The sequence below is a fragment of the Vibrio ordalii ATCC 33509 genome, assembly GCA_000257205.1.
In the GTDB taxonomy this organism is placed as follows: Bacteria; Pseudomonadota; Gammaproteobacteria; order Enterobacterales; family Vibrionaceae; genus Vibrio; species Vibrio ordalii.
The window spans coordinates 15,418-36,761 of sequence record AEZC01000083.1; the positions used below are offsets into that span (position 1 = coordinate 15,418).

24 protein-coding genes are annotated in these 21,344 nt (G+C 45.5%); 8 read left to right on the forward strand and 16 right to left on the reverse strand.

Annotated elements, in window-relative coordinates; all coding sequences use genetic code 11:
- Positions 1-53 precede the first annotated feature (53 nt).
- Positions 54-812, forward strand: coding sequence for a DUF1853 family protein (locus VOR_RS0105265; protein ID WP_010318679.1), 759 nt, complete (start codon positions 54-56; stop codon positions 810-812).
- A 194-nt stretch (positions 813-1,006) separates the two neighbouring features.
- On the opposite strand, the gene pgm is transcribed toward VOR_RS0105265, so the two are convergent.
- Both pgm and seqA read right to left on the reverse strand, forming a co-directional pair.
- Complete coding sequence (gene pgm, locus VOR_RS0105270) at positions 1,007-2,653, reverse strand: phosphoglucomutase (alpha-D-glucose-1,6-bisphosphate-dependent) (protein WP_010318680.1); 1,647 nt, start codon at positions 2,651-2,653, stop codon at positions 1,007-1,009.
- A 110-nt stretch (positions 2,654-2,763) separates the two neighbouring features.
- On the reverse strand, positions 2,764-3,309 hold the full coding sequence (gene seqA, locus VOR_RS0105275; RefSeq protein WP_010318681.1) for a replication initiation negative regulator SeqA: 546 nt from the start codon (positions 3,307-3,309) through the stop codon (positions 2,764-2,766).
- 92 nt (positions 3,310-3,401) lie between these two features.
- On the opposite strand from seqA, the gene VOR_RS0105280 reads away from it, so the two are divergent.
- The 3 genes from VOR_RS0105280 to fldA all read left to right on the forward strand — a co-directional run bounded on the left by VOR_RS0105280 (position 3,402) and on the right by fldA (position 5,084).
- Positions 3,402-4,172, forward strand: a complete 771-nt coding sequence (locus tag VOR_RS0105280) for an alpha/beta fold hydrolase (RefSeq protein ID WP_010318682.1) — start codon at positions 3,402-3,404, stop codon at positions 4,170-4,172.
- A gap of 108 nt (positions 4,173-4,280) precedes the next feature.
- Entirely contained in the window at positions 4,281-4,502 is a 222-nt protein-coding gene (locus VOR_RS0105285; protein WP_010318683.1) for a DUF2788 domain-containing protein, read from the forward strand.
- A 48-nt stretch (positions 4,503-4,550) separates the two neighbouring features.
- Positions 4,551-5,084, forward strand: coding sequence for a flavodoxin FldA (fldA, locus tag VOR_RS0105290; RefSeq protein ID WP_010318684.1), 534 nt, complete (start codon positions 4,551-4,553; stop codon positions 5,082-5,084).
- Between the two features lie 70 nt (positions 5,085-5,154).
- Here the strand turns inward: fldA and VOR_RS0105295 are convergent, their stop codons facing one another.
- Both VOR_RS0105295 and VOR_RS0105300 read right to left on the reverse strand, forming a co-directional pair.
- On the reverse strand, positions 5,155-5,856 hold the full coding sequence (locus VOR_RS0105295) for an LrgB family protein (protein ID WP_010318685.1): 702 nt from the start codon (positions 5,854-5,856) through the stop codon (positions 5,155-5,157).
- Positions 5,853-6,299, reverse strand: a complete 447-nt coding sequence (locus VOR_RS0105300) for a CidA/LrgA family protein (RefSeq protein WP_029626934.1) — start codon at positions 6,297-6,299, stop codon at positions 5,853-5,855. The genes VOR_RS0105295 and VOR_RS0105300 overlap by 4 nt, the downstream gene beginning before the upstream one ends.
- 117 nt (positions 6,300-6,416) lie before the next feature.
- On the opposite strand from VOR_RS0105300, the gene VOR_RS0105305 reads away from it, so the two are divergent.
- On the forward strand, positions 6,417-7,301 hold the full coding sequence (locus VOR_RS0105305) for a LysR family transcriptional regulator (RefSeq protein WP_010318687.1): 885 nt from the start codon (positions 6,417-6,419) through the stop codon (positions 7,299-7,301).
- Here VOR_RS0105305 and VOR_RS0105310 read toward each other — a convergent pair.
- On the reverse strand, positions 7,298-7,816 hold the full coding sequence (locus VOR_RS0105310) for a DUF4442 domain-containing protein (RefSeq protein WP_010318688.1): 519 nt from the start codon (positions 7,814-7,816) through the stop codon (positions 7,298-7,300). The genes VOR_RS0105305 and VOR_RS0105310 overlap by 4 nt on opposite strands.
- 214 nt (positions 7,817-8,030) lie before the next feature.
- Between VOR_RS0105310 and fcrX the strand changes: the two genes are divergently transcribed.
- Positions 8,031-8,480: a ferric iron uptake transcriptional regulator FcrX gene (fcrX, locus tag VOR_RS0105315; protein ID WP_010318689.1), complete on the forward strand. Its 450-nt coding sequence runs from the start codon at positions 8,031-8,033 to the stop codon at positions 8,478-8,480.
- 114 nt (positions 8,481-8,594) lie between these two features.
- Here fcrX and VOR_RS0105320 read toward each other — a convergent pair whose 3' ends face one another.
- From VOR_RS0105320 to fabB, 3 genes are all read right to left on the reverse strand, one after another.
- Positions 8,595-9,608 carry an aspartate-semialdehyde dehydrogenase gene (locus VOR_RS0105320; protein WP_010318690.1) on the reverse strand — a complete coding sequence of 338 codons (1,014 nt, stop codon included), beginning with the start codon at positions 9,606-9,608 and terminating at the stop codon, positions 8,595-8,597.
- Entirely contained in the window at positions 9,592-10,737 is a 1,146-nt protein-coding gene (locus VOR_RS0105325) for a 4-phosphoerythronate dehydrogenase (RefSeq protein WP_010318691.1), read from the reverse strand. Before VOR_RS0105325 ends, VOR_RS0105320 begins: the two co-directional genes overlap by 17 nt.
- A gap of 226 nt (positions 10,738-10,963) precedes the next feature.
- On the reverse strand, positions 10,964-12,175 hold the full coding sequence (gene fabB, locus VOR_RS0105330; RefSeq protein WP_010318692.1) for a beta-ketoacyl-ACP synthase I: 1,212 nt from the start codon (positions 12,173-12,175) through the stop codon (positions 10,964-10,966).
- A 127-nt stretch (positions 12,176-12,302) separates the two neighbouring features.
- Here fabB and mnmC point away from each other — a divergent pair, with 127 nt between their 5' ends.
- The gene (gene mnmC, locus VOR_RS0105335; protein ID WP_010318693.1) at positions 12,303-14,330 is read left to right on the forward strand and encodes a bifunctional tRNA (5-methylaminomethyl-2-thiouridine)(34)-methyltransferase MnmC2/FAD-dependent 5-carboxymethylaminomethyl-2-thiouridine(34) oxidoreductase MnmC1; all 2,028 of its coding nucleotides are present in this window, start codon (positions 12,303-12,305) and stop codon (positions 14,328-14,330) included.
- A 113-nt stretch (positions 14,331-14,443) separates the two neighbouring features.
- On the opposite strand, the gene VOR_RS0105340 is transcribed toward mnmC, so the two are convergent.
- From VOR_RS0105340 to prmB, 5 genes are all read right to left on the reverse strand, one after another.
- Complete coding sequence (locus VOR_RS0105340) at positions 14,444-14,968, reverse strand: NADPH-dependent FMN reductase (RefSeq protein ID WP_010318694.1); 525 nt, start codon at positions 14,966-14,968, stop codon at positions 14,444-14,446.
- Between the two features lie 117 nt (positions 14,969-15,085).
- A complete protein-coding gene (locus VOR_RS0105345) occupies positions 15,086-15,361 on the reverse strand; it encodes a YfcL family protein (RefSeq protein ID WP_010318695.1) in 276 nt (91 codons plus the stop codon).
- Positions 15,362-15,393: 32 nt separating this feature from the next.
- Positions 15,394-15,924, reverse strand: coding sequence for an elongation factor P hydroxylase (locus VOR_RS0105350; protein ID WP_010318696.1), 531 nt, complete (start codon positions 15,922-15,924; stop codon positions 15,394-15,396).
- Between the two features lie 353 nt (positions 15,925-16,277).
- Entirely contained in the window at positions 16,278-17,363 is a 1,086-nt protein-coding gene (aroC, locus tag VOR_RS0105355) for a chorismate synthase (RefSeq protein ID WP_010318697.1), read from the reverse strand.
- A 196-nt stretch (positions 17,364-17,559) separates the two neighbouring features.
- Positions 17,560-18,492, reverse strand: a complete 933-nt coding sequence (gene prmB / locus VOR_RS0105360; RefSeq protein WP_010318698.1) for a 50S ribosomal protein L3 N(5)-glutamine methyltransferase — start codon at positions 18,490-18,492, stop codon at positions 17,560-17,562.
- Positions 18,493-18,555: 63 nt separating this feature from the next.
- On the opposite strand from prmB, the gene smrB reads away from it, so the two are divergent.
- Positions 18,556-19,086 carry an endonuclease SmrB gene (smrB, locus tag VOR_RS0105365; RefSeq protein WP_010318699.1) on the forward strand — a complete coding sequence of 177 codons (531 nt, stop codon included), beginning with the start codon at positions 18,556-18,558 and terminating at the stop codon, positions 19,084-19,086.
- Positions 19,087-19,142: 56 nt separating this feature from the next.
- Here smrB and flhB read toward each other — a convergent pair whose 3' ends face one another.
- From flhB to fliQ, 3 genes are read right to left on the reverse strand one after another with little or no spacing between them, the layout of a single operon-like run.
- Entirely contained in the window at positions 19,143-20,273 is a 1,131-nt protein-coding gene (gene flhB, locus VOR_RS0105370) for a flagellar biosynthesis protein FlhB (protein WP_010318700.1), read from the reverse strand.
- Between the two features lie 9 nt (positions 20,274-20,282).
- The gene (gene fliR / locus VOR_RS0105375; RefSeq protein ID WP_010318701.1) at positions 20,283-21,065 is read right to left on the reverse strand and encodes a flagellar biosynthetic protein FliR; all 783 of its coding nucleotides are present in this window, start codon (positions 21,063-21,065) and stop codon (positions 20,283-20,285) included.
- An 8-nt stretch (positions 21,066-21,073) separates the two neighbouring features.
- Positions 21,074-21,343, reverse strand: a complete 270-nt coding sequence (fliQ, locus tag VOR_RS0105380; RefSeq protein ID WP_010318702.1) for a flagellar biosynthesis protein FliQ — start codon at positions 21,341-21,343, stop codon at positions 21,074-21,076.
- Position 21,344 lies beyond the last annotated feature (1 nt).

Below are 21,344 nucleotides of genomic sequence, written 5' to 3' on the forward strand. Positions count from 1 at the left end.
TGGTTATAACAATTTCAGGCTAGAATGTCGAAAAATAAGGACGAGAACAATTAATGGCAATGGACCTCAACACACTGGCACACTGGGTGTCGACAACCCCTACTCTTTTCCAAGGAGAGGGTGTGGTCGCGGCGCGTACTCCTTTTTTACCCAATGTTCCGATATTGAAAGAAGAATATAGAGGGAACCCTAGGTTAGGCTTTCTCTACCAGCATTTATGTTCTTTATTGTTTACGCTAAACCCCACTTATTCCGCCGTTTCTGAAGAAATTCAATTGAACGAAGCAGGAAGTACACTAGGTTCGTTAGATTTTGTCATCAAAAATAAACGCAGTCAGCGTTATGAACATTGGGAAGTGGCGGTCAAGTTTTACCTGCTGCATCAAGGTCTGTGGTATGGTCCTAATGCTCAAGATCGATTAGATCTCAAACTTGAACATATGCTAAACCATCAATTGCCCCTTTCTCAATCAGCCCAATTTAGCGACACTTACCCACTATGGCGTGATATCAGCCGCCATTTGCTGATGCAAGGGCGCTTATATGTAAACCCTTTTCACGATGAGCCTGTTCCTAGTGAATGCCTAGGTTATCAACTCAATCCGTCACAAATTGCTGGTTTTTGGTGTTATCAAAGCCAGTCTCATCAAATAGATGAAACCTTATTCTTACTGGAAAAGCCTCAATGGATCAGTGGGAAAAACGAACACTCCGCACGTTATATGGCAAGTAAAAAGCCCGAGTTTGTACATTGCCAAAGTGACAGCGGAAAATTCTGGTTTGTCGTACCAGACAGTTGGCCTCAGCTTTAACCAAAATAATAGACAACTATACCCAAACAACTTGGAGTTGCAGGTAGGCGGCAAGTGAGTGAGTCCCCATGAGCATAGGTAAACTATGTGATTGGGGTGAACGAACGTAGCCAACACCGCTGCAGCTTCAAGTAGGAAGGGGATAGATATAAAATAGGCGGCCTCTGGCCGCCTATTGGAATTGATAAGTTTGCTTACAAACCAGCGTCGGCAAAGACTTGATTAACAATCTGTTGCGCTTCCGCTTCGATTTGCTTGAGGTGCTCATCGCCCTTAAAACTTTCACAATAGATCTTATAAATATCTTCTGTGCCTGATGGACGAGCAGCAAACCAGCCATAATCAGTGGTCACTTTTAATCCACCGATGACTGCGCCATTGCCGGGAGCATGCGTCAAGCGGGCTGTGATCTCATCTCCCGCTAATGTTTGCGCAGAGACCATCTCTGGTGATAATTTGCTCAGCACTGCTTTTTGCGGGCCATTTGCGACAGCTTGAATACGACTATATTTAGACTCTCCATGTTTGGCAGCCAGATCTTCATAATATTGTTGTGGGTTTTTACCTGTGACAGCAGTGATTTCCGCCGCCAGTAAGCAAAGGATAATACCGTCTTTATCCGTTGACCAAGGCGTTCCGTCTTTACGCAGGAATGACGCACCTGCGCTCTCTTCACCACCAAAACCGAAGTGACCACTGTATAAGCCATCAACAAACCACTTAAAGCCGACAGGTACTTCGCACAGCTCACGGCCAAGATCGGCAACCACACGGTCAATCAATGCACTTGATACTAACGTTTTACCAACAGCGACTTCTTTACGCCATTGCTTGCGGTGACGGTACAAATAATCGATGCATACGGCTAAGAAATGGTTCGGGTTCATCAAACCTTTCGGAGTGACAATGCCGTGGCGGTCGTAGTCAGGGTCATTACCAAACGCGAGATCATACTGATCTTTTAACGCTAATAACCCCGCCATCGCGTAAGGCGAAGAGCAGTCCATACGCACTACGCCATCTTTATCGAGTGACATAAATTGGAATGTCGGATCCACCGCTTCGCTCACCAGTGTCAAATCAAGCTGATACGCTTTGCCAATTTGACGCCAGTAGTCAATACCACTGCCACCGAGCGGATCAACACCCAGTTTTAGATTGGCTTTTTGGATGGCCTCCATATCAATCACATTCACTAAGTCATCAATATAAGGTTTCACAAGATCAACTTGTTTAAACAGTGGCGATTGCTTTGCCGACATAATAGGCAGACGCTTCACCCCTTGCATGCCTTCTGCAATGATCTCATTGGCCCGGTTCTCAATCGCTTGGGTGATTTCCCCTTCAGCGGGGCCGCCATGGGTAGGATTGTATTTAATACCGCCATCTTGTGGTGGATTATGAGAAGGTGTGATCACAATGCCATCAGCTTTTTGCGCGTGCTTCAAGTTATGAGTCAAGATTGCGTGTGAAATACCCGGAGTTGGCGTATAGCCATTATCCTGTTGAACGATCACTTCAATTCCATTAGCGATCAGCACTTCAAGTACGCTAGAAAAAGCAGGCTCAGAGAGTGCGTGCGTGTCTTTTCCGACAAAAATCGGCCCAGTGGTTCCTTGCTGAGCGCGCACTTCTGCTACCGCTTGAGCAATAGCAAGAATATGGTTTTCGTTAAATGTCGATTTATCCGCACAACCACGATGCCCCGAAGTACCAAATTGCACTTTATGGTCTGGGTTAGCCGCATCAGGTTGAAGTAAAAAGTAGTTTGCAACGAGCGCAGGGATATTATGTAAGTCTTCCTGCCGTGCTTTTTGTCCGGCGCGTGGGTGCATAGCCATTTTTGACATCCTTTCTTAAAATAACAATGAAATAAAAAGCCTCATCATACGGATTTATTGGTCCGCAGTATGAGGCTTGAATCAGATTTTTATCTATGAATGGGCACAAATCAGATTGAGTGTGTCACTTTCTCAATAATATCACTCGGGAAATTCATCAATACCATCAGCTGCTCGATCATCTGTTGTTTGCGGCTAGTATTATTATTAGTAATGACCCAAAATGGTGTGTTTGGAATCGCTCTTGGCTTGGTTGTCTGCCCACTAGCAAGCAAGGTTTGCTCGTTGTCAGCAAAATACACACGCTTACGTCCTTTCACTAAGGTCGCTTCAGCAAAACTTACTGGATCGATACGGTATAAGGTTGAAAGCACTAACATAAAACGATCAATTGCTTTTTTCAAAGCCGCAAACTCATCAGAAATGAGCAAAGAACGCATCTCTTTTACGCTATCAATCTGTATCTCTTGTACGGCATCTTTACTCACAACAATGCCCTTGGGCTCGGTACTTACTTGCGTCACGACCGCTGCTGCAGACACTTTACCGTCAACATTGAGCAAACGGCGTAAAATATCCGACGCGCTTTCTCCAATATGTTGGGTTTGGCTGGCAATATAACGGTATAGATCCTCATCAACCTCAATTGTTTTCATTCGCTTTTCACAATCTCAATGTTTAAACTCTGAGGGATTATAGCGAGATCTTCACTGATACTCTACGTTAAACCAATCACTAATAAGATAAAATGTCAGCACTTCTTAATTACAAACTCGAAGGTGAAGGTCACACCGTTGTTTTGATCCATGGTTTATTCGGCAATTTAGACAACCTAGGTTTGCTAGCAAGAGACCTAAAAGCCGATCACCAAGTATTGAGTATTGACTTGCGTAATCACGGTCAATCATTTCACAGTGAGGAACATGATTACGCGAGCATGGCATTCGATGTTGCGAGTTTACTCGAAGAGTTAGCTTGTGATTCAGTCACGCTGATTGGCCATTCAATGGGCGGTAAAGTTGCCATGAAGCTGACTGACATCGCCTCATCCAAAGTCGCCAAACTGGTGGTTTTAGATATGGCACCCGTCAGCTATCAGCATCGGAAACATGATAACGTACTGGCGGGGCTCAACGCGGTTATTGCGCAGCAGCCTACCTCGCGAACAAAGGTCATGGCCATTTTAGCGCAACATATTGAGCTAGAAGGCGTACGACAATTTCTCAGTAAATCATTATTTAAACGAGAAGATGGTGTAATGAGCTGGCGTTTTAATGTTCCCGCTATTGAAAAAAATTATTGGAATATTTTAGGCTGGGAGCCAATTCCTTGCAGCTCTATTCCAACCTTATTGGTTAAAGGCAGCGACTCTGACTATCTACTACCGGAACACCAAGAAATGATCCAGCAGCAGTTTAGCCAAGCGAAAGCGCACGTCATCGCCAACACAGGGCACTGGCTACATGCAGAAAAGCCCGTTGAAGTTTTACGAGCGATCAGAAAGTTCATTGGCAGCTAGCCGCTTTACTGTGAAACAACAAGTGTGAAATAGGTACCAATGCGCGCATTAACTTTGACGAATAACAGTGTTATAGTGCGCTCAAGCAAATTGGCATAAAGGATACCCATGCTGTACGACTACATGAACATGCTTGAGTCAATTGGACTCGATCTTCTTTTTGCGTCTATATTTTTCCTTATCGGTATGGCAATAAAAGATGTCCTTAAGCAAGGTAATGTACCGCCATTTGGGCGCCGTATTGTATGGCTAGTTCTGTTTTTAGGTTGTGCTGGCTTTATCCTTAAAGGACTTATCCAACTCAGTTGGGAAGGCACCGGACTGGGGTAAAGAACACGCTCATCCGCCAGAAAATGACAAATTAAAGGTAATGATTCTATGGCAAGTGTAGGCCTCTTCTTTGGTAGCGATACCGGTAATACTGAAGCCGTTGCGAAAATGATTCAAAAGCAACTGGGTAAGCAGCTCGTTCACGTTCAAGATATTGCGAAAAGCAGCAAAGAAGACATTGATAATTTTGACTTATTGTTACTGGGTATCCCTACTTGGTACTACGGCGAAGCACAATGTGATTGGGATGATTTTTTCCCAGAATTAGAAGCAATCGACTTCTCGACTAAATTGGTCGCTATTTTCGGTTGCGGCGATCAAGAAGACTACGCTGAATACTTCTGTGACGCGATGGGTACAGTGCGTGACATTATCGAAAGCAAAGGCGCAACGATTATTGGCCACTGGCCAACTGAAGGTTATGAATTCGAAGCCTCTAAATCCTTGGTTGCAGGTGACAATAGCCACTTTATTGGTTTATGCATCGATGAAGATCGTCAACCAGAGCTGACTGAACAGCGCGTCAGCGCATGGGTTAAGCAGATTTATGAAGAGATGTGTTTAGCCGAACTTGAAGGCTAATCTCTTAAACATAAAAAATCCCCTTGCGAGGGGATTTTTTATTGACCCATATACAACAACACTCTTTTCTTTACCAAAGTAGACGGCCGATAAATGGAGCAAGCAACACAGTGACCATGCCCGCAATCATCATTACCACACTCGACACGACCCCTTCAGCATTGCCAATTTGATACGCTTTTGCCGTTCCTGCACCGTGCGCGGAAGCACCAAGACTGGCTCCTTTACCAAGCCCAGAGCGAATGGATAATAACGCTAACACCACTTCACCTACCGCCATGCCTATCACCCCAGTAAGTACCACAAACAGAGCGGTCAGATCACTTTGCCCACCAATTGACTTCGTCGCCTCAACAGCAAAAGGCGTGGTAATCGAGCGCATCGCTAAACTGCGCTGAAGCATATCGGGTAATTCAAACCAACGAGCCAATAAAACCGTGCTTCCGACAGCCACCACAACCGATACGATCACTCCAATAGACAGAGAGAGCCAGTGGCGCTTGATCAACCATCGGTTGTCATAGACCGGAATAGCAAAAGCCACTGTCGCCGGACCAAGTAGCCACAATAACCAATGAGATTCTGCCATATAGGTTTGGTAAGGGATGTGAAAGATCATCACAACAGCCACTAACAATATGGGGGCCAATAGCAGCGGCATCAAAAAAATAGAACGTTTACGTTGATAAAGGCACTTGCTGCCATAGTAAAAAGCCAAGGTTAACAGCAAGCAAAATACACCAAGCAGCGTTGAGGTAAGTAGTGAGCTCATGATGAACGCTCCGCTTTAGTTAGGCGTATTGCCCGGTTGCTTTTTCTACGCGCTAATATCAGCTCTAAACGATACATTTTATCAACGGTCCAAGCAGTAATAGCAATGACCATGATGGTACTGATGACAAGTACCGCCATAATTCGTAATCCTTGCTGTTGCATTAACTCTTGATAGTTAACGACTGCAATGACCGCTGGTACAAAGAACAACAGCATTTCCGCCAATAACCAAGTTGCTCCCTTGCGCAGCCAATCAACTTTTACAATCCGTACAGCCACTAAAGCTAACAGCAATAGCATGCCCGTTAAATTTGCGGGTAAAGGAATATGAAAAGTGCTGACTAGAAAATCCGCCAAAAACCAGATCATTGATAGCGCAACAACTTGTACCACTGTCTGCAGATTGTTTTTTACCCTTTGGCTGTTTCTTATTCTTTGCATGATGAGACCAATGCCGTTTTGTGAAATTAGTCACATTGTATTAAGCGATAAAACCATCGTAAAATGACTTTTTATTATCATCTTCATGCCAAAATGGAATGATATAAAGGAGATATTATGGACATTAAAGCACTGCGCTATTTTGTTGAGTTGGTCAATCAACAAAGCTTTACCCGCGCATCCGAGCAACTGTTTGTTACCCAGCCCACCATCAGTAAGATGATCCGCAGTTTAGAGCAGGAAATTGAACAGCCACTATTACATCGTGAAGGTCGACGTTTCTGGCTTACCGATGCAGGAGAGGTTGTCTATCAAAGAGCGCTAGAGATCTTAGCGCAGATGTCTCAGTTAGAAGCCGAACTGGTCGATCTCAATCAGGTAAAGCGTGGACAACTGCATCTCGGTATTCCACCGATGGTTGGACACCTTTATGCAGGTCTGATCCGCCAATACCGTCAAACCTACCCTCATGTAGAGCTCAACATCGTAGAGTATGGCGGACGTAAAATAGAGCAAGCCATCCTCAATGGCGAAATTGACGTAGCCGTAACTATGCTTTCACCTCATCCGATTGATAATCTGCGGTCACTCTCCCTAGACAGTTACCCCATTTGCGCCGTACTCCCCGATTCATCCCCTTGGAAGCAGCAAGAAGCTATCGGTTGGGAGCAACTACAAAATGAGCCATTTTACCTCTATACCCATGATTTTACGCTGAGTGACTACATCCACTCATTCTGCCTACAACACGGATTTACACCACAAGTTGCAGCGCGCAGTAGCCAGTGGGATTTTTTAGTCGCGTTGGTCAAAAGTGGCGTCGGCGTTGCCTTTTTACCCGAACCACTTTGTCGACGAATTCAAGGAGAAGGCGTATTAGTCAAACCGATAACACCCAGTATTGATTGGCACTTAGGATTAATATGGCACGCGGAACGGTACGTTTCTCGTACTGCCGAAGCTTGGATTGAACTGTGCAAAATGCAGAAACAGCAACCTTAGCGGTCACAAAAAGTTACCATTTTGTCTGCATCACTCTCTTCTCTGTATTTAGGTTTTTTGCGCACGTACAATTTACGTTGTACTTCAGAGACCACTTCGCCTTTGGCATCCTTAACATGGATAACAAATTCCGGAAAGCATTTATCGCCATTGGCCGTGCTCACTAAGATTGAATCCAGTTGGTCTTGCGTTATCAGAAACTCCGCATACAAATCAGAATGGCCCGGTTTGATAAAGTTGATGCTGGCCTCTTTGTCCCATACATAATATTGCTCACCCAAAATCCCCATTAACATCAAAGAGTAAACAGGGTCAGTGAGAGAGAAAATGCTGCCACCATACTGAGTGCGATTGGCATTTTTGTTCCACCACCGCAGCTTTAGGCGCATTTTTACCTGACGAAAGTCACTACTGATTTCATCAATGTGTATACCTGCCCCCCAAAAAGGGGGCCAACTGTTTAACGCCCACTTAACAATATTTGGCTTATAAAATCTTGCTAAAGAGTGATTCATTCCGTGCTCACCTTTTAAACCTATCGACTCAATCACTAATAAATGTTACACGATTGTAACTGGTAAGAGCTGTTATATCAGTGATATTGCGCGGCTTTGTGACAAATATAAAGTAACCCTTTGAACTTCGTGGTTTATTGTTAGCAGTGACTCCCCTATAATGATCGCAATTATGAATTCTGTTAACTGCTGCAGATCATCAACAGGAAAGTGTATGTCAGATAATAACCAAGCGCTCAAGGATGCAGGTCTTAAAGTTACCCTTCCTAGGCTAAAAATTTTAGAAGTGCTACAGCAGCCTGAATGCCAACATATCAGCGCTGAAGAGCTGTATAAGAAATTGATTGATCTTGGTGAAGAAATCGGTCTTGCGACTGTTTATCGAGTATTAAACCAATTTGATGATGCGGGTATTGTCACTCGTCACCATTTTGAAGGTGGAAAATCCGTTTTTGAACTTTCAACACAACACCACCACGACCACTTAGTGTGCTTAGATTGTGGTGAAGTGATTGAGTTTTCAGATGAGGTGATCGAACAACGCCAAAGAGAGATTGCCGAGCAATATAATGTACAGCTCACCAATCACAGCCTTTATCTATATGGTAAATGTGCCGACGGCAGTTGCAAGCAGAACCCTAACGCGCACAAGTCAAAAAGATAGCCATCATTCTCAGCCTTGAGCTGGACGATAATAAAAAAGCCGGGTGAATCAATCACTCGGCTTTTTTGTGTAGAGAGAAAGGGTGGTAAGCCACTCCTTTTTACTAGGTATGAATTAGAAATAATCTCGAATCAACACTTCCGCAATTTGTACCGCATTTGTTGCAGCGCCTTTTCTCACGTTATCTGCCACTACCCACATATTAATGCCACTGTGGTGACTGATATCGTTGCGAATGCGCCCAACAAGAACGGTATCCTTTCCTCCCGCATCGCGAACTTGCGTTGGGAAATCATTCCCGATGAAGACTTCAATACCTTCCGTTTTCTCTAATAATTCAATAACTTGCTCAGCATCAATCGGTAAGCATGTTTCAATATGCAGTGACTCTGCATGGCCGTAAAAAACAGGCACACGTACACAAGTTGGATTGACCATAATGGTTGAGTCATTGAATATTTTTTGCGTTTCCCACACCATTTTCATCTCTTCTTTGGTGTAACCATTGTCCATAAACTGGTCGATTTGTGGGATGCAGTTAAACGCAATTTGCTGGCTAAAAACATCAGGATCGGCTGAAACACCGTTTAACAGCCTTGCGGTTTGTCCCGCCAACTCATCAATGCCTGACTTCCCGGCTCCTGAAACGGACTGATAAGTTGACACGTTAATTCGCTCAATACCCACAGCGTCGTGAATCGGCTTTAACGCCACCAACATTTGAATGGTTGAGCAGTTTGGGTTCGCAATAATATTGCGGTTACGGAAATCCGTAATCGCTTCAGGGTTCACTTCAGGCACAACAAGTGGGATATCATACTCATAGCGGAAATGTGAGGTGTTATCGATGACTACCACGCCTTCTTCTGTGGCAATAGGTGCCCATTTTGCGGACAATTCACCACCAGCGGAAAACAGTGCAATCTGAACTTGTGACCAATCGAAATCTTCAACATTTTGTACTTGTATAGTCTTACCATTGAAGCGGTAGAATTTACCTTCACTACGCTCGCTAGCAAGTAGGTAAAGTTCACCAACGGGGAATTTGCGATCTTTGAGCACTTCAAGCATGGTTTCACCAACCGCGCCGCTTGCTCCTAAAATAGCGATATTAAATTCTTGGCTCATTTGTTACCTCTGTTTTAAAACCTAATTTAGCTAAGGGAGTGAGATCACACGACTCACTACCGACGACAGTCATCGCGCTATATTCTCTTCTATCCCAATAAAGTTTACGCATTTGATCAAAAGCACCTGATTTGCCTATTTCACGGCGAAATAAGGCGTCATCTTTGCGTACGTCATAAATCAATTGGGTTAAACTGTGTAATGTTTCCTCATCCCAACCGCGTGATAGATGCACTTGGGCAATGGGAGCCTCGGGTAATAAGTTGCTGGCATTCGCGCAATGGTCATCACCAAGATACTCACAAAAACTATTGAAAATCATGGTCGTGCCTCGGGCTTTACCTTCTAACCCATAGCCAGCCACATGCGGCGTCGCAAACGCGAGCAAAGGCAGCAGTTCCATATCCACTTCAGGTTCAAATTCAAACACGTCTAAAGCGGCAATAAAACCATCATTCTTCTGTAGGCGTTGTTTCAGCGCTTGGTTATCCACCACAGGGCCACGAGCCGCGTTAATCAAGATCTGATCACTGCGCAACTGGGCAAGTCGAACTTCATCAATCAAGTGATGAGTTGGCCATTCACCACTTTTAGTAATGGGTGTATGCAGCGTAATGACATCCGCTTTATCAAGTAAAACATCAAGATGAGTAAACTCGCGGCAATCACCTTGTGCTTGTTTTGGGGGATCGTTGAGCAGCACATTGATGCCAATCCCCGCCAAACACTCGGCTAAATAGCTGCCGACTTGACCAGCACCAATAATACCAACGGTTTTCTCTAAGGCAGAAAAACCATGCTGCCGTGCTAGCACCATCAATACACTGAAAACATACTCAGCCACTCCCACCTTATTACACCCAGGTGCGGCAGTAAAAAAGATGCCTCTTTCAGCCAAAAGCGCTTGATCAACGTGGTCCATGCCTGCCGTCGCCGTACCAACAAACTTTAATTTATTGGCTTTCGCTAATAGTGCTTGATTTACTTTCGTAACAGAACGAATCATCAAGGCGTCAACGTCGATAAGATCATCAGCCGTTAAGCTTCTACCGGGTTTCAACACCACCTCACCAAGCTGGCTAAATAACGCTTCAGCATAAGGCATGTTTTCATCAATAAGGATTTTCATAGCGGAGTTCACAATTTTCGAAATTGAAGGAATTGTGCAGAAAAGCGCACAGACTGTCGAGAAGAAATCCCGCTTTCCATAAAAATGCCCGGCTCCTCACGGAAACCGGGCAAAAACCCAGAACAAAAGGATCCCGTCCCGATCTCCATGGGACAGAGTCTGCGTCTGTTCGATCAGCTAAGCTGACCCGCTCTGGAAACCTTTTTATAAGAGGTGTGTAGGCTCATTAGCCTTGATACTTTTTGATCACTAGCGTCGCGTTGGTACCGCCAAAACCAAAGCTGTTAGACATCACAGTGGTTAGCTCTTGCTCGCGCATTTCGGTCACAATATCAAGGCCATCAGCGGCTGGATCTAAATTGTCAATGTTGATGCTTGGCGCGATAAAGCCGTGGTGAAGCATCAAGGTAGAGTAGATGGCTTCATGCACACCTGCCGCACCCAATGCGTGGCCAGTCATTGCTTTTGTTGCCGAGATAGCCGGGCTGTTGCCAGCGAACACTTCTTGAATGGCGCCCAGCTCTTTTACATCACCGACAGGTGTGGAAGTACCATGTGTATTGACATAATCCACACTATCTACCGCTTGCATTGCCATCTTCATGCAACGCACAGCACCTTCACCTGATGGAGCCACCATGTCGTAGCCATCGGATGTCGCACCGTAACCGACGATTTCACCGTAAATTTTTGCGCCGCGAGCCAGTGCATGCTCAAGCTCTTCAACCACAACCATACCGCCGCCGCCTGAAATCACGAAACCATCGCGGTCAGCATCATAAGTACGTGACGCTTTTTCTGGTGTTTCGTTGTACTTGGTTGACAACGCACCCATCGCATCAAACATCATGGTTAAGGTCCAATCGAGCTCTTCACCACCACCTGCAAACACAACATCTTGCTTACCCAATTGGATAAGTTCCATTGCGTGACCAATACAGTGAGCCGACGTCGCACAAGCGGAGCTCATGGTGTAGTTGACGCCACGGATTTTAAATGGCGTAGCAAGACAGGCTGAAACAGTCGAAGACATAGTGCGTGGAACCATATAAGGGCCAACGCGCTTTACGCCTTTCTCACGTAGCATATCCACAGCAATTGCTTGGTTGTAAGACGACGCCCCACCAGAGCCCGCTACGATGCCAGTACGGTCATTAGAGACCTGCTCGGGAGCTAAGCCTGAGTCAGCAATCGCTTGTTCCATTGATAGGTATGCAAACGCGGCCGCATCACCCATAAAACGCATCTGTTTGCGATCAATATGGTCGGCAGGGGTCATTTTCAGGCTACCCCACACTTGAGAGCGTAAACCGTTCTCTTTGAACTGCTCAGAAGCGGTAATACCTGATTTGCCTGCTTTTAGAGACGCTAAAACTTCTTCGACGTTGTTACCGATACTTGAAACAATACCCATACCGGTGATTACGACTCGTTTCATGTGACATTCCTATAATTCAAAATTCGCTTAGATAATAACTAAGAAGAATAACAAAAGTGGTCAGCTTTCCCAGAAATTCGTACAATCTCGAGCTATATATCGCCCGATTTCACAGAATTACACCATTATGACCAGCATAACCAACGCAACACTGGGTTGGAATGAAGCGGGCACACCCGTTTCCGACCAATTCGATGACGTTTACTTTTCCAACGTTAACGGCCTAGAAGAGACGCGTTACGTGTTTCTTTCCCAAAATCATATACCACAAAGATGGCACCAATATGACCAAAAACGGTTTGTGATTGCCGAAACGGGGTTTGGCACTGGGTTAAACTTTCTCGCTGTATGGCAAGAATTTGATGCGTTTAGGCAACACAACCCCAATGCGCCATTGCAAGCGCTGCATTTTATCAGTTTTGAAAAATATCCGCTCAATAAACACGACTTGATAGCCGCGCACCAAGCGTGGCCTGAATTAGCGACTTATGCGAAAAAGCTTCAACAACACTACCCGATTGCAGTACCAGAATGTCATCGCATTGTTCTTGATAATGGCGCCATTACCCTTGATCTTTGGTTCGGTGATATCAAAGAGTGTATGCCGCAAGTTCCCACGACTGAGCAAGGCGTGGTAGACGCATGGTTTTTGGATGGTTTTGCTCCTAGTAAAAACCCTGAAATGTGGAATCAAACGCTGTTTGAGAATATGGCCAAACTGGCGAAACACAAAGCCACGTGCGCCACTTTTACCGCCGCAGGTTTTGTACGACGCGGATTGATAGAAGCAGGCTTTTCGATGAAAAAAGTGAAAGGCTTTGGCACCAAAAGAGAGATGATTGCTGGTCAACTGGAACACAAAGCACCGTACAGCAATATAAAACCTTGGTTTGCGATTGCGCCGACGACCAATGTTACCGACGTGGCGATCATCGGCGGCGGCATTGCTAGTGCCACATTAGCTAAAATGCTCAATCGCCGCGGTATCAATGTCAGCCTGTATTGCGCCGATCCTCAGGCCGCTCAAGGTGCTTCAGGTAACCGACAAGGTGCGGTTTACCCACTGCTGAATAAAAACCACAGTGGTGTATCGCGTGTTTTTGCGCCCGCTTTTCTGTTTGCTCGGCAATTTGTTGAGCAAATGGCGCAAACCGTCCCTTTTGATCATGATTGGTGTGGTGTGACCCAATTGATGTGGGATGAAAAATCGACCCAAAAACAGATGGCGATGCTTGAAGGGAAATTTAACCCTCAGCTAATGCACTACTGCGATCAACAAGCAACGTTACAAAACGTCGGCTTACCGACTGACATGGTCAGCTTACATTACCCACTCGGAGGATGGCTTTGCCCTGCTCAACTGACACAAGGCCTGTTTGACCAATTAAGCCAAAGTGAGCGATTCAACGTCTATTTCAATCACAAGGTGGAGTCTTTGCGCTGGGATGAAATACAGCGGCAGTGGACATTAAGTGTTAATGGTAACGAAAAGCACCATCAGTGTGTGGTCATTGCAAACGGTCATCAATTTGACTATTTCGAGCAAACTCAAGCGTTGCCACTTGGCAAAGTGAAAGGACAAGTGAGCCATATTCCAACCTCAGAAACATTGCAAAAGCTGAGCAGCGTGTTGTGTTACGACGGCTATATGACACCGCACAACCCCAACACTCAACAGCACTGCATTGGCGCAAGTTATGACCGAAGTCAAATCAACCAAGCATTCGATGCGGCGGCGCAGCAAGAGAATGGACAACGATTAACCCGTTGTATTAACGAACAAAACTGGACACAGCAAGTCGATACATCTAGCAATCAATCTCGCCAAGGCGTTCGCTGCGTCAGCCGCGATCATTTGCCGTTTGTCGGGAATGTGGGCAACTTTGAACAGATCAAGCTCGACTATCAGCCGTTACCGTCCCAAGATCCGCAACAGACTCCATCTGTGGCTCACTATCCTCATTTGTACTGCATGCTCGGGCTAGGATCGCGAGGGCTAAGTTCTGCGCCATTAATGGCTGAGTTGCTGGCTTCACAAATGAGTGGCGATCCGCTACCGCTTGCTGTTGATGTTCTCGAAACGCTTCATCCAAGTCGAATGTGGGTGATAAAACTCAAAAAAGGCAAAGCCATCACCGAACGTACTCCTCGATAAAACCCGTCATAGAAAAAAGCCTTACTTATCCAGCAAGGCTTTTTAATGCTCACTTTTTCACGCGAAAAGGCGTAAAACTTAACGTGAGACAAACTTAAAACGAGACAAGAAAGCTATACGAGCTTCGCAACCGCGTCTTTCAATTGTGCCGCCACTTCTGGGTTAGTCACTTGACCCGTAGCCAAGTCAAAATTGTCATAAAAACTCGGTACCGAGACAGACGCTTTTACATTACCACCAAAATAAGGAGCGGAATTATTTGCCGCCGCCAAAACCGATTGCGCGCCACCAGGACCAGGAGAGCTGGCTAGGTAAACAGCAGGTTTGCCTTTGAATAGTTCACGCTCAATGCGTGTTGCCCAGTCAAATAAATTTTTGTACTCCGCTGGGTAGTGACCATTATGCTCAGCAAAAGAGATAACAAACGCATCTGCTTGAGCAAGGTCACGCAGAAAAGCTTGAGCGCCTTCGGCTTGACCAAGCTCTTTTTCAAGATCTTCGCTAAACATAGGAACGGTATAGTTGTTGATATCAAGCACCACCACATCGGCACCGTCAATAAGGTGAGCAGTGTAAGTGGCCAATGCTTTATTGATTGAAGTTGAGCTGTTTGATGCTCCAAATGCGATGACTTTCATGGTGTTGCCCTTGTGTGTTCGAATATGGCTTAAGCATAGCGATCGCACAAATTAACAACAACCATAAAAATTTTACGGACTCATTCAAAGAATTCGAATGAGTTTAATACTTGTACCTTAAGCTTGGTTGTAAACTTGGTTGTGAAGTTCTGTCCATAAATCGAACACAATCACGCGGTCTGCAGGCGTCAGCTCTGTGCGCGCTTGCTCTAAGCTTTGCTCAATACGTGCTTTGAACAAAGATAGATCATCAATTCCTTCATCTTCACACGCGGCCGCAGACAAAGAAATATGACCTCGCAAATAACCACCCGCAAACAATTCATCGTCCGATGCCGTCGCAATACGTGCATCAATCATTTCCAGCAGTTTTTCTTCAAATCCAATAATCATACAACTCTCATTTTCTCTTATTATTTAGCCAGTTACCTGATAACAAAGTGCTCTAGCCTTAATTCTGTCGTACTATAAAAAGCACGCAATGCATCTGACAGCATCTTTACTCGGGGTGGAAGGCCTCCCTGTAAAATAGAGACTACCTCACGATGTACCTGAGTCATAAAGGCGATGCGGTCTGGTTCAAAATCGCCGTGTAGGTTGTCACAACTCACAGTAAAAGGAAAGCCAGCACTGACCGATAAAATCCACTCATACGCTTGAGGGCGGATCTCGACTTTTTCGAATTCGGCTTGGACTTGCGCGGTTCGCCCGTCTGGTTGATACCAATAGCCAAAATCTTCCATCAATCGTCGTTCAGGGCCGGCGACGCACCAATGCGCGATTTCGTGCAGTGCCGAGGCAAAGAAGCCTCGTGCGAAAATGATGCGGTGATGATTGATTTGCGCATCAGCAGGCAAGTAAATCGGCTCATCACCACCGAGCTCTAAACGCGTATTGAATGGCTCAAAAAAAGTGTCATTGAACAGGGAGATCAAGTCTTGGTATTGATGTGTCATCACTCAGTCATGCAGGCAAAAATTTCTCAACGCATTCTCTTATTTTTCTGTAGTCAGGTAAAGCCATTCAATCACCCCACTTCATTAGTTTTATTAATCGGTCAAACGGTTTCTTGGCATAAAATCTCATTCGCCATCGCCTGACTTTACTACTACACTTGCGCCTCCATTTTTAAGTTCAACCGCTTTCTCGGTGCTTAGATACCCAAATAAGTGTTATCGGAGTACCGCATTATGTTGCTCAGTGATTTATAAGCGATGAATGGTGTATTAAGTGCTGGTCTTTAGAAAATAGCTAAACAAAAGCGCCCTTACAAAAAGGGCGCTTTTCATTTTAATTCGGTTATGCTGGATTAGATTTTAGGCGTTTCGGTTTGAACCGCAAAATTCTGCCCGCGATGACGAAGTAAGTGGTCCATCAACACAATCGCCAGCATTGCTTCGGCGATGGGCACAGCGCGAATACCAACGCAAGGATCATGGCGACCTTTCGTGATAAGTTGTGTGGGTTCTCCCGTGCGAGTAATGGTATCGCCAGGTACTGTAATACTTGAGGTGGGTTTAAGCGCAATACTGGCAACAATCTCTTGCCCGGTCGAAATGCCGCCTAAAATACCGCCGGCATGATTTGAGCGAAAGCCGTTCGGTGTTAGAGGATCACGATGCTGGCTGCCTTTTTGCTGCACAACATCAAAACCGTCCCCAATCTCTACTCCTTTGACCGCATTGATGCTCATCAAAGCGTGCGCAATATCCGCATCTAAACGATCAAAGACTGGCTCACCTAAACCAACAGGGACATTTGTCGCCACGACTTGAATCTTCGCGCCGATCGAGTCACCTTCTTTTTTCAAATCACGGATCAACTGGTCGAATGCCGCCACTTTATCTGCATCTGGGCAGAAAAAGGCGTTATTCTCAATTTCGTTCCAATCCACTTTATCGATACAAACGTCACCCATTTGTGACAAGTAAGCGCGAATTTCAACCCCAAATTCTTGTTTGAGATATTTCTTTGCAATGGCTCCCGCTGCCACTCGCATCGCTGTCTCACGTGCTGATGAACGGCCACCACCACGATAGTCGCGAATGCCATATTTTTGATGGTAGGTATAATCGGCATGACCGGGGCGAAACTTGTCTTTAATGTCTGAATAATCGGTTGAGCGTTGGTCGGTATTTTCAATTAATAGACCAATCGATGTACCTGTGGTTTTCCCCTCAAATACACCAGAAAGAATTTTGACTTCATCCGCTTCACGACGCTGCGTTGTATAGCGAGATGTGCCAGGACGGCGACGATCTAGGTCTATCTGTAAGTCAGCTTCTGTAATTTCTAAGCCCGGAGGGCATCCGTCGACGATACATCCTAGTGCGATACCGTGACTTTCTCCGAATGTCATCACCCGAAAATGTTGTCCGATACTGTTTCCTGCCATTACTTCCTCAATATTGATGACACAGAGCGACATGCTCCCTATCACCGATTCATTCTATTGTTCGTGGATTCATAGTGGCTTTATTACGAAATGATGTAAAGCCCCAAAATAAAGCAATGTGTATTTTTCTAATCGATAAAAAAACGCCAGCGCTGGGGCTGGGGCTGGGGCTGGCGTTTTTATTGTGCGTACGGCATTAGTCGATATAAAGCGCAAAGTCGCTAGCGCAATCAACCAACTGCTGGCGAGTCAGCATGAATACGCCATGCCCACCATTTTCAAACTCAAGCCAAGTAAACGGAATGTGGTCGTATTGGTTCATCATATGCACCATCGAATTGCCCACTTCACAGATCAAAATACCGTTATCGGTGAGATAATCTGCCGCATTGGCCAAAATACGACGCACCAATTTCAAACCATCGGTACCGGCGGCTAAGCCGAGCTCTGGTTCGTGTTTGAACTCTTTGGGCAAACTATTCATATCTTCTTGATCCACATACGGTGGATTCGACACGATTAGGTCATATTTCTCTTTTGGCAAATCACGGAACAGATCGGAACGGATCGGGAAAACTTGTTGCTCCATACCGTGGTCTTGAATATTTTGCTCTGCCACTTGCAGTGCGTCGGTTGAGATATCAATCGCATCCACTTCAGCATCAGGGAACGCGTGGGCGCACGCAATGGCGATGCAACCGCTGCCAGTACACAAATCCATAATGCGTACAGGCTCGTCGATCAACCAAGGTTGGAACTGCGCTTCAATCAATTCGCCAATCGGTGAACGTGGCACCAGCACTCGCTCATCCACATAAAACTCAAGGCCACAGAACCAGGCTTTATTGGTTAAATAGGCGATAGGAGTACGTTCATTAATGCGCTTAATCACCCGTTCAACAATACGCAGACGTTCACTGCCTGTTAAACGAGAATTCAGTACATGCGGAGGAACATCAATCGGAAGATAGAGTGTCGGTAGGATTAGCTGAACGGCTTCATCCCACGCATTATCGGTCCCATGACCATAAAATAAGTTAGCGGCATTAAAACGGCTGACCGTCCAACGAATCATATCTTGAAGCGTGTGAAGTTCAGAAACCGCCTCTTCTACAAAAATCTTATCCAAAATTGCCTCCGAAAAGCGCTACAATATTGCCAATATCGATCTGTTAGAAAATGACCAAACCCAATGAGCCAAAAAGAGACCGAACACGATAACGCTTTCGACTTGTTTCGGGATGCAGTAAAGGGCGTTAAAAAGTTGCGACAGGATACCATAATCCAGCCGCCAAACAGAAACCCCAAACAAAAAGAAATCCGCCGCATTGCGCGGGAAGCCAGCGACACTGAATTTTATTTTTCCGATGAGTTTATACCAAAACTCAGCGATGAAGGCCCAACGCGCTATGCTCGTGATGATGTGTCGAAATATGAAGTCAAACGGTTAAGACGTGGCGTCTATGTGCCGGATGTATTTTTAGATATGCACGGCATGACACAGCAAGAAGCGAAACGAGAGCTCGGGGCGATGGTGGCTTATTGTGTGAAAGAAAATATTCACTGCGCTTGTGTCCAGCATGGGATCGGTAAACACATTCTCAAACAAAAAGTTCCTCTCTGGCTCGCTCAACACCCTGATGTGATGGCGTTTCATCAAGCCCCTCTTGAATTTGGCGGGCATGGCGCGGTGCTGGTGCTGCTTTCTATTCCTGATAAGTGATTTAAACTGACGCTAACTTCAGCATCGACGCTTTTGCTCCAGTATAACGATGAGGATTAATGTCGTAAATCCGGTGGGATCGGCATGTTATTCTCATCGAGTTTGGGTCTTTGGCCACCGCGTTTACGATACTGCTTAAGCTGAAAGACATAAGCAAGTACCTGCGCGACCGCCACGAAAAGCCCGTCGGGGATCTCCTGCTCAAGATCGGTTGTGTGATAAAGCGCTCGAGCCAAAGGCGGTGCGGGGATGATGTGTATATCATGCGCACGTGCTACTTCACGAATTTTCATCGCCATGTGATCGACGCCTTTAGCCACCACAATCGGTGCTTTATCCGTATTCTGTTTATAGCGCAGCGCAACGGAGAAGTGTTCTGGGTTGGTGATGATTACATCCGCTTGTGGCACTTCCGCCATCATCCGCCGCTGAGCCGCTTCACGCTGCAACATCCGAATTCGGCCTTTAACCTCCGGTTTTCCTTCCGTATCTTTGTATTCGTCTTTTACTTCTTGCTTGGTCATTTTTAGTTGGTCAGCGTGCTGCCAAATCTGAAAAGGAATATCGATGGCCACTACGACCAGTAAAGAACAACTGATCAGCAACACGAAGTTGAGCAAGATATCGAGCGCATGGAAAATGTTTTGTGGGTAGACATCTAGACTCAATTGGAAGAGATCTTCTTTTGATGCATTGATCAGATAAAAAGCAACGCCAGAAACAAGCAGTACTTTCAAAATGGACTTAAACAACTCAACCCAGCTTTGTAAACCGAACATACGTTTTAAACCACTGAGCGGGTTCATTTTGGAGGCTTTCGGCATCGCAGCCTCCACAGAGAAATTAATCCCCCCTACACCGGCGGCTCCAATTAATGCAGCGATAAATAGAGTTAACAAAATAAGAACTAAGGGCAATATCAACACCACCAACGAACCTGCGGCAATATCAAACAGCTTACCAAGATCAAACACTTCTTCTCGGCTTAAGGTAAAGGTTCGCCCCATCCCAATATATAAAGCTCGTGCTAATGCATCCCCAAACCACATTAATGCAATTGCGCCAATCACTAATACCGAAACAGAAGCCAATTCTTTTGAACGAGCAACCTGACCTTTTTTTCTCGCCTCGTCCAATCGCTTGGGCGTGGCGTCTTCGGTACGTTCTTGACCGTCTGACTCTGCCAAACGCGCCTCCTAACAATTCATGCGGATTAGGCGACAAATTTGCTGCTCGCCTTCTAACCAGAATAGATCATAGTGGCTATACAAGCCGCCTAAAATATACCAACAGAGCAACAAGCCGACTAAAAGTGCAAACGCAAAGCCCAAAGAAAAAATATTAAGCTGAGGAGCCGCACGAGTCATCACGCCAAACGCTAAGTTAACCGTTAATAGCGCAATGATGCCAGAAAGAGACATACTCAGCGCTACTTTAAACATGGTGCCAAGCCACAGCGCGAGTTCACGAAAGTCCACAGTGGTCAACGCCCCGCCACCAATAGGCAAGGTTTTAAAACTGAACACCACCAGTTGGATCATCTTTAAATGACCATCAGTTGCGAGAAAAAACAAGGTCGCTAAAAACATAAACAGTTGACCAAGCAAAGGGGTGTTTTGGCCGTTTGCAGGATCAACCATTGAAGCAAAACCTAGGCTGGCTTGCATACCTAATATTTGACCAAGCATGACAAAAGTTTGGATTATAAACTGGGTAACCATCCCCATTGCTACACCGATAACGATCTGCTCAAAGGTAGTCAAAAAACCTTCAAAGGAAAGTAGTTCAACGCTCTCAGGAACGGCAGGAATCGCAGGCATCACGGCGAAGGTAATAGCCAAACCTAAATAGAGCCGCATTCGAGTCGGAACAAAACGAGCCCCTGTGACTGACATCACCATCAGCATGGCGGAAATACGAGTGTAGGGCCAAAAATAGTTGGCAATCCACTCTAAAACGAGGCTTGTTGGGTACTCCATTCAAGCTCCTAGTACAGCACCTGTGGTAGCCGTTCAATAATAGAGAAGAAAAACTCCATCATCATCTGCGTCATCCAATGGGCAAAGAACATCAGTGCCAGTAAGGTCACAATGAGACGCGGTAAAAAGCTCAACGTCTGTTCGTTGATTGAGGTCGCCGCTTGAAAAATGGCGACCACTAATCCAATCAGCAAACTCGGGATGATGATGGCGCACACCATAATCAGCACCATCCACAGTGCATCTTGAAATAGCTCAACAAAGATTTCAGGAGTCATT

Coding starts and splice junctions, on each gene's coding strand:
- VOR_RS0105340 (WP_010318694.1), bottom strand. CDS start 14,968: ATGAAAGTCATCGCATTTGGAGCATCAAACAGCTCAACTTCAATCAAT.
- VOR_RS0105345 (WP_010318695.1), bottom strand. CDS start 15,361: ATGATTATTGGATTTGAAGAAAAACTGCTGGAAATGATTGATGCACGT.
- fliR (WP_010318701.1), bottom strand. CDS start 21,065: ATGGAGTACCCAACAAGCCTCGTTTTAGAGTGGATTGCCAACTATTTT.
- VOR_RS0105280 (WP_010318682.1), top strand. CDS start 3,402: ATGTCAGCACTTCTTAATTACAAACTCGAAGGTGAAGGTCACACCGTT.
- VOR_RS0105305 (WP_010318687.1), top strand. CDS start 6,417: ATGGACATTAAAGCACTGCGCTATTTTGTTGAGTTGGTCAATCAACAA.
- fldA (WP_010318684.1), top strand. CDS start 4,551: ATGGCAAGTGTAGGCCTCTTCTTTGGTAGCGATACCGGTAATACTGAA.
- VOR_RS0105285 (WP_010318683.1), top strand. CDS start 4,281: ATGCTGTACGACTACATGAACATGCTTGAGTCAATTGGACTCGATCTT.
- aroC (WP_010318697.1), bottom strand. CDS start 17,363: ATGGCAGGAAACAGTATCGGACAACATTTTCGGGTGATGACATTCGGA.
- fcrX (WP_010318689.1), top strand. CDS start 8,031: ATGTCAGATAATAACCAAGCGCTCAAGGATGCAGGTCTTAAAGTTACC.
- smrB (WP_010318699.1), top strand. CDS start 18,556: ATGAGCCAAAAAGAGACCGAACACGATAACGCTTTCGACTTGTTTCGG.
- pgm (WP_010318680.1), bottom strand. CDS start 2,653: ATGGCTATGCACCCACGCGCCGGACAAAAAGCACGGCAGGAAGACTTA.
- VOR_RS0105295 (WP_010318685.1), bottom strand. CDS start 5,856: ATGAGCTCACTACTTACCTCAACGCTGCTTGGTGTATTTTGCTTGCTG.
- VOR_RS0105265 (WP_010318679.1), top strand. CDS start 54: ATGGCAATGGACCTCAACACACTGGCACACTGGGTGTCGACAACCCCT.
- mnmC (WP_010318693.1), top strand. CDS start 12,303: ATGACCAGCATAACCAACGCAACACTGGGTTGGAATGAAGCGGGCACA.
- fabB (WP_010318692.1), bottom strand. CDS start 12,175: ATGAAACGAGTCGTAATCACCGGTATGGGTATTGTTTCAAGTATCGGT.
- VOR_RS0105300 (WP_029626934.1), bottom strand. CDS start 6,299: ATGCAAAGAATAAGAAACAGCCAAAGGGTAAAAAACAATCTGCAGACA.
- VOR_RS0105350 (WP_010318696.1), bottom strand. CDS start 15,924: ATGACACATCAATACCAAGACTTGATCTCCCTGTTCAATGACACTTTT.
- seqA (WP_010318681.1), bottom strand. CDS start 3,309: ATGAAAACAATTGAGGTTGATGAGGATCTATACCGTTATATTGCCAGC.
- VOR_RS0105310 (WP_010318688.1), bottom strand. CDS start 7,816: ATGAATCACTCTTTAGCAAGATTTTATAAGCCAAATATTGTTAAGTGG.
- fliQ (WP_010318702.1), bottom strand. CDS start 21,343: ATGACTCCTGAAATCTTTGTTGAGCTATTTCAAGATGCACTGTGGATG.
- VOR_RS0105320 (WP_010318690.1), bottom strand. CDS start 9,608: ATGAGCCAAGAATTTAATATCGCTATTTTAGGAGCAAGCGGCGCGGTT.
- VOR_RS0105325 (WP_010318691.1), bottom strand. CDS start 10,737: ATGAAAATCCTTATTGATGAAAACATGCCTTATGCTGAAGCGTTATTT.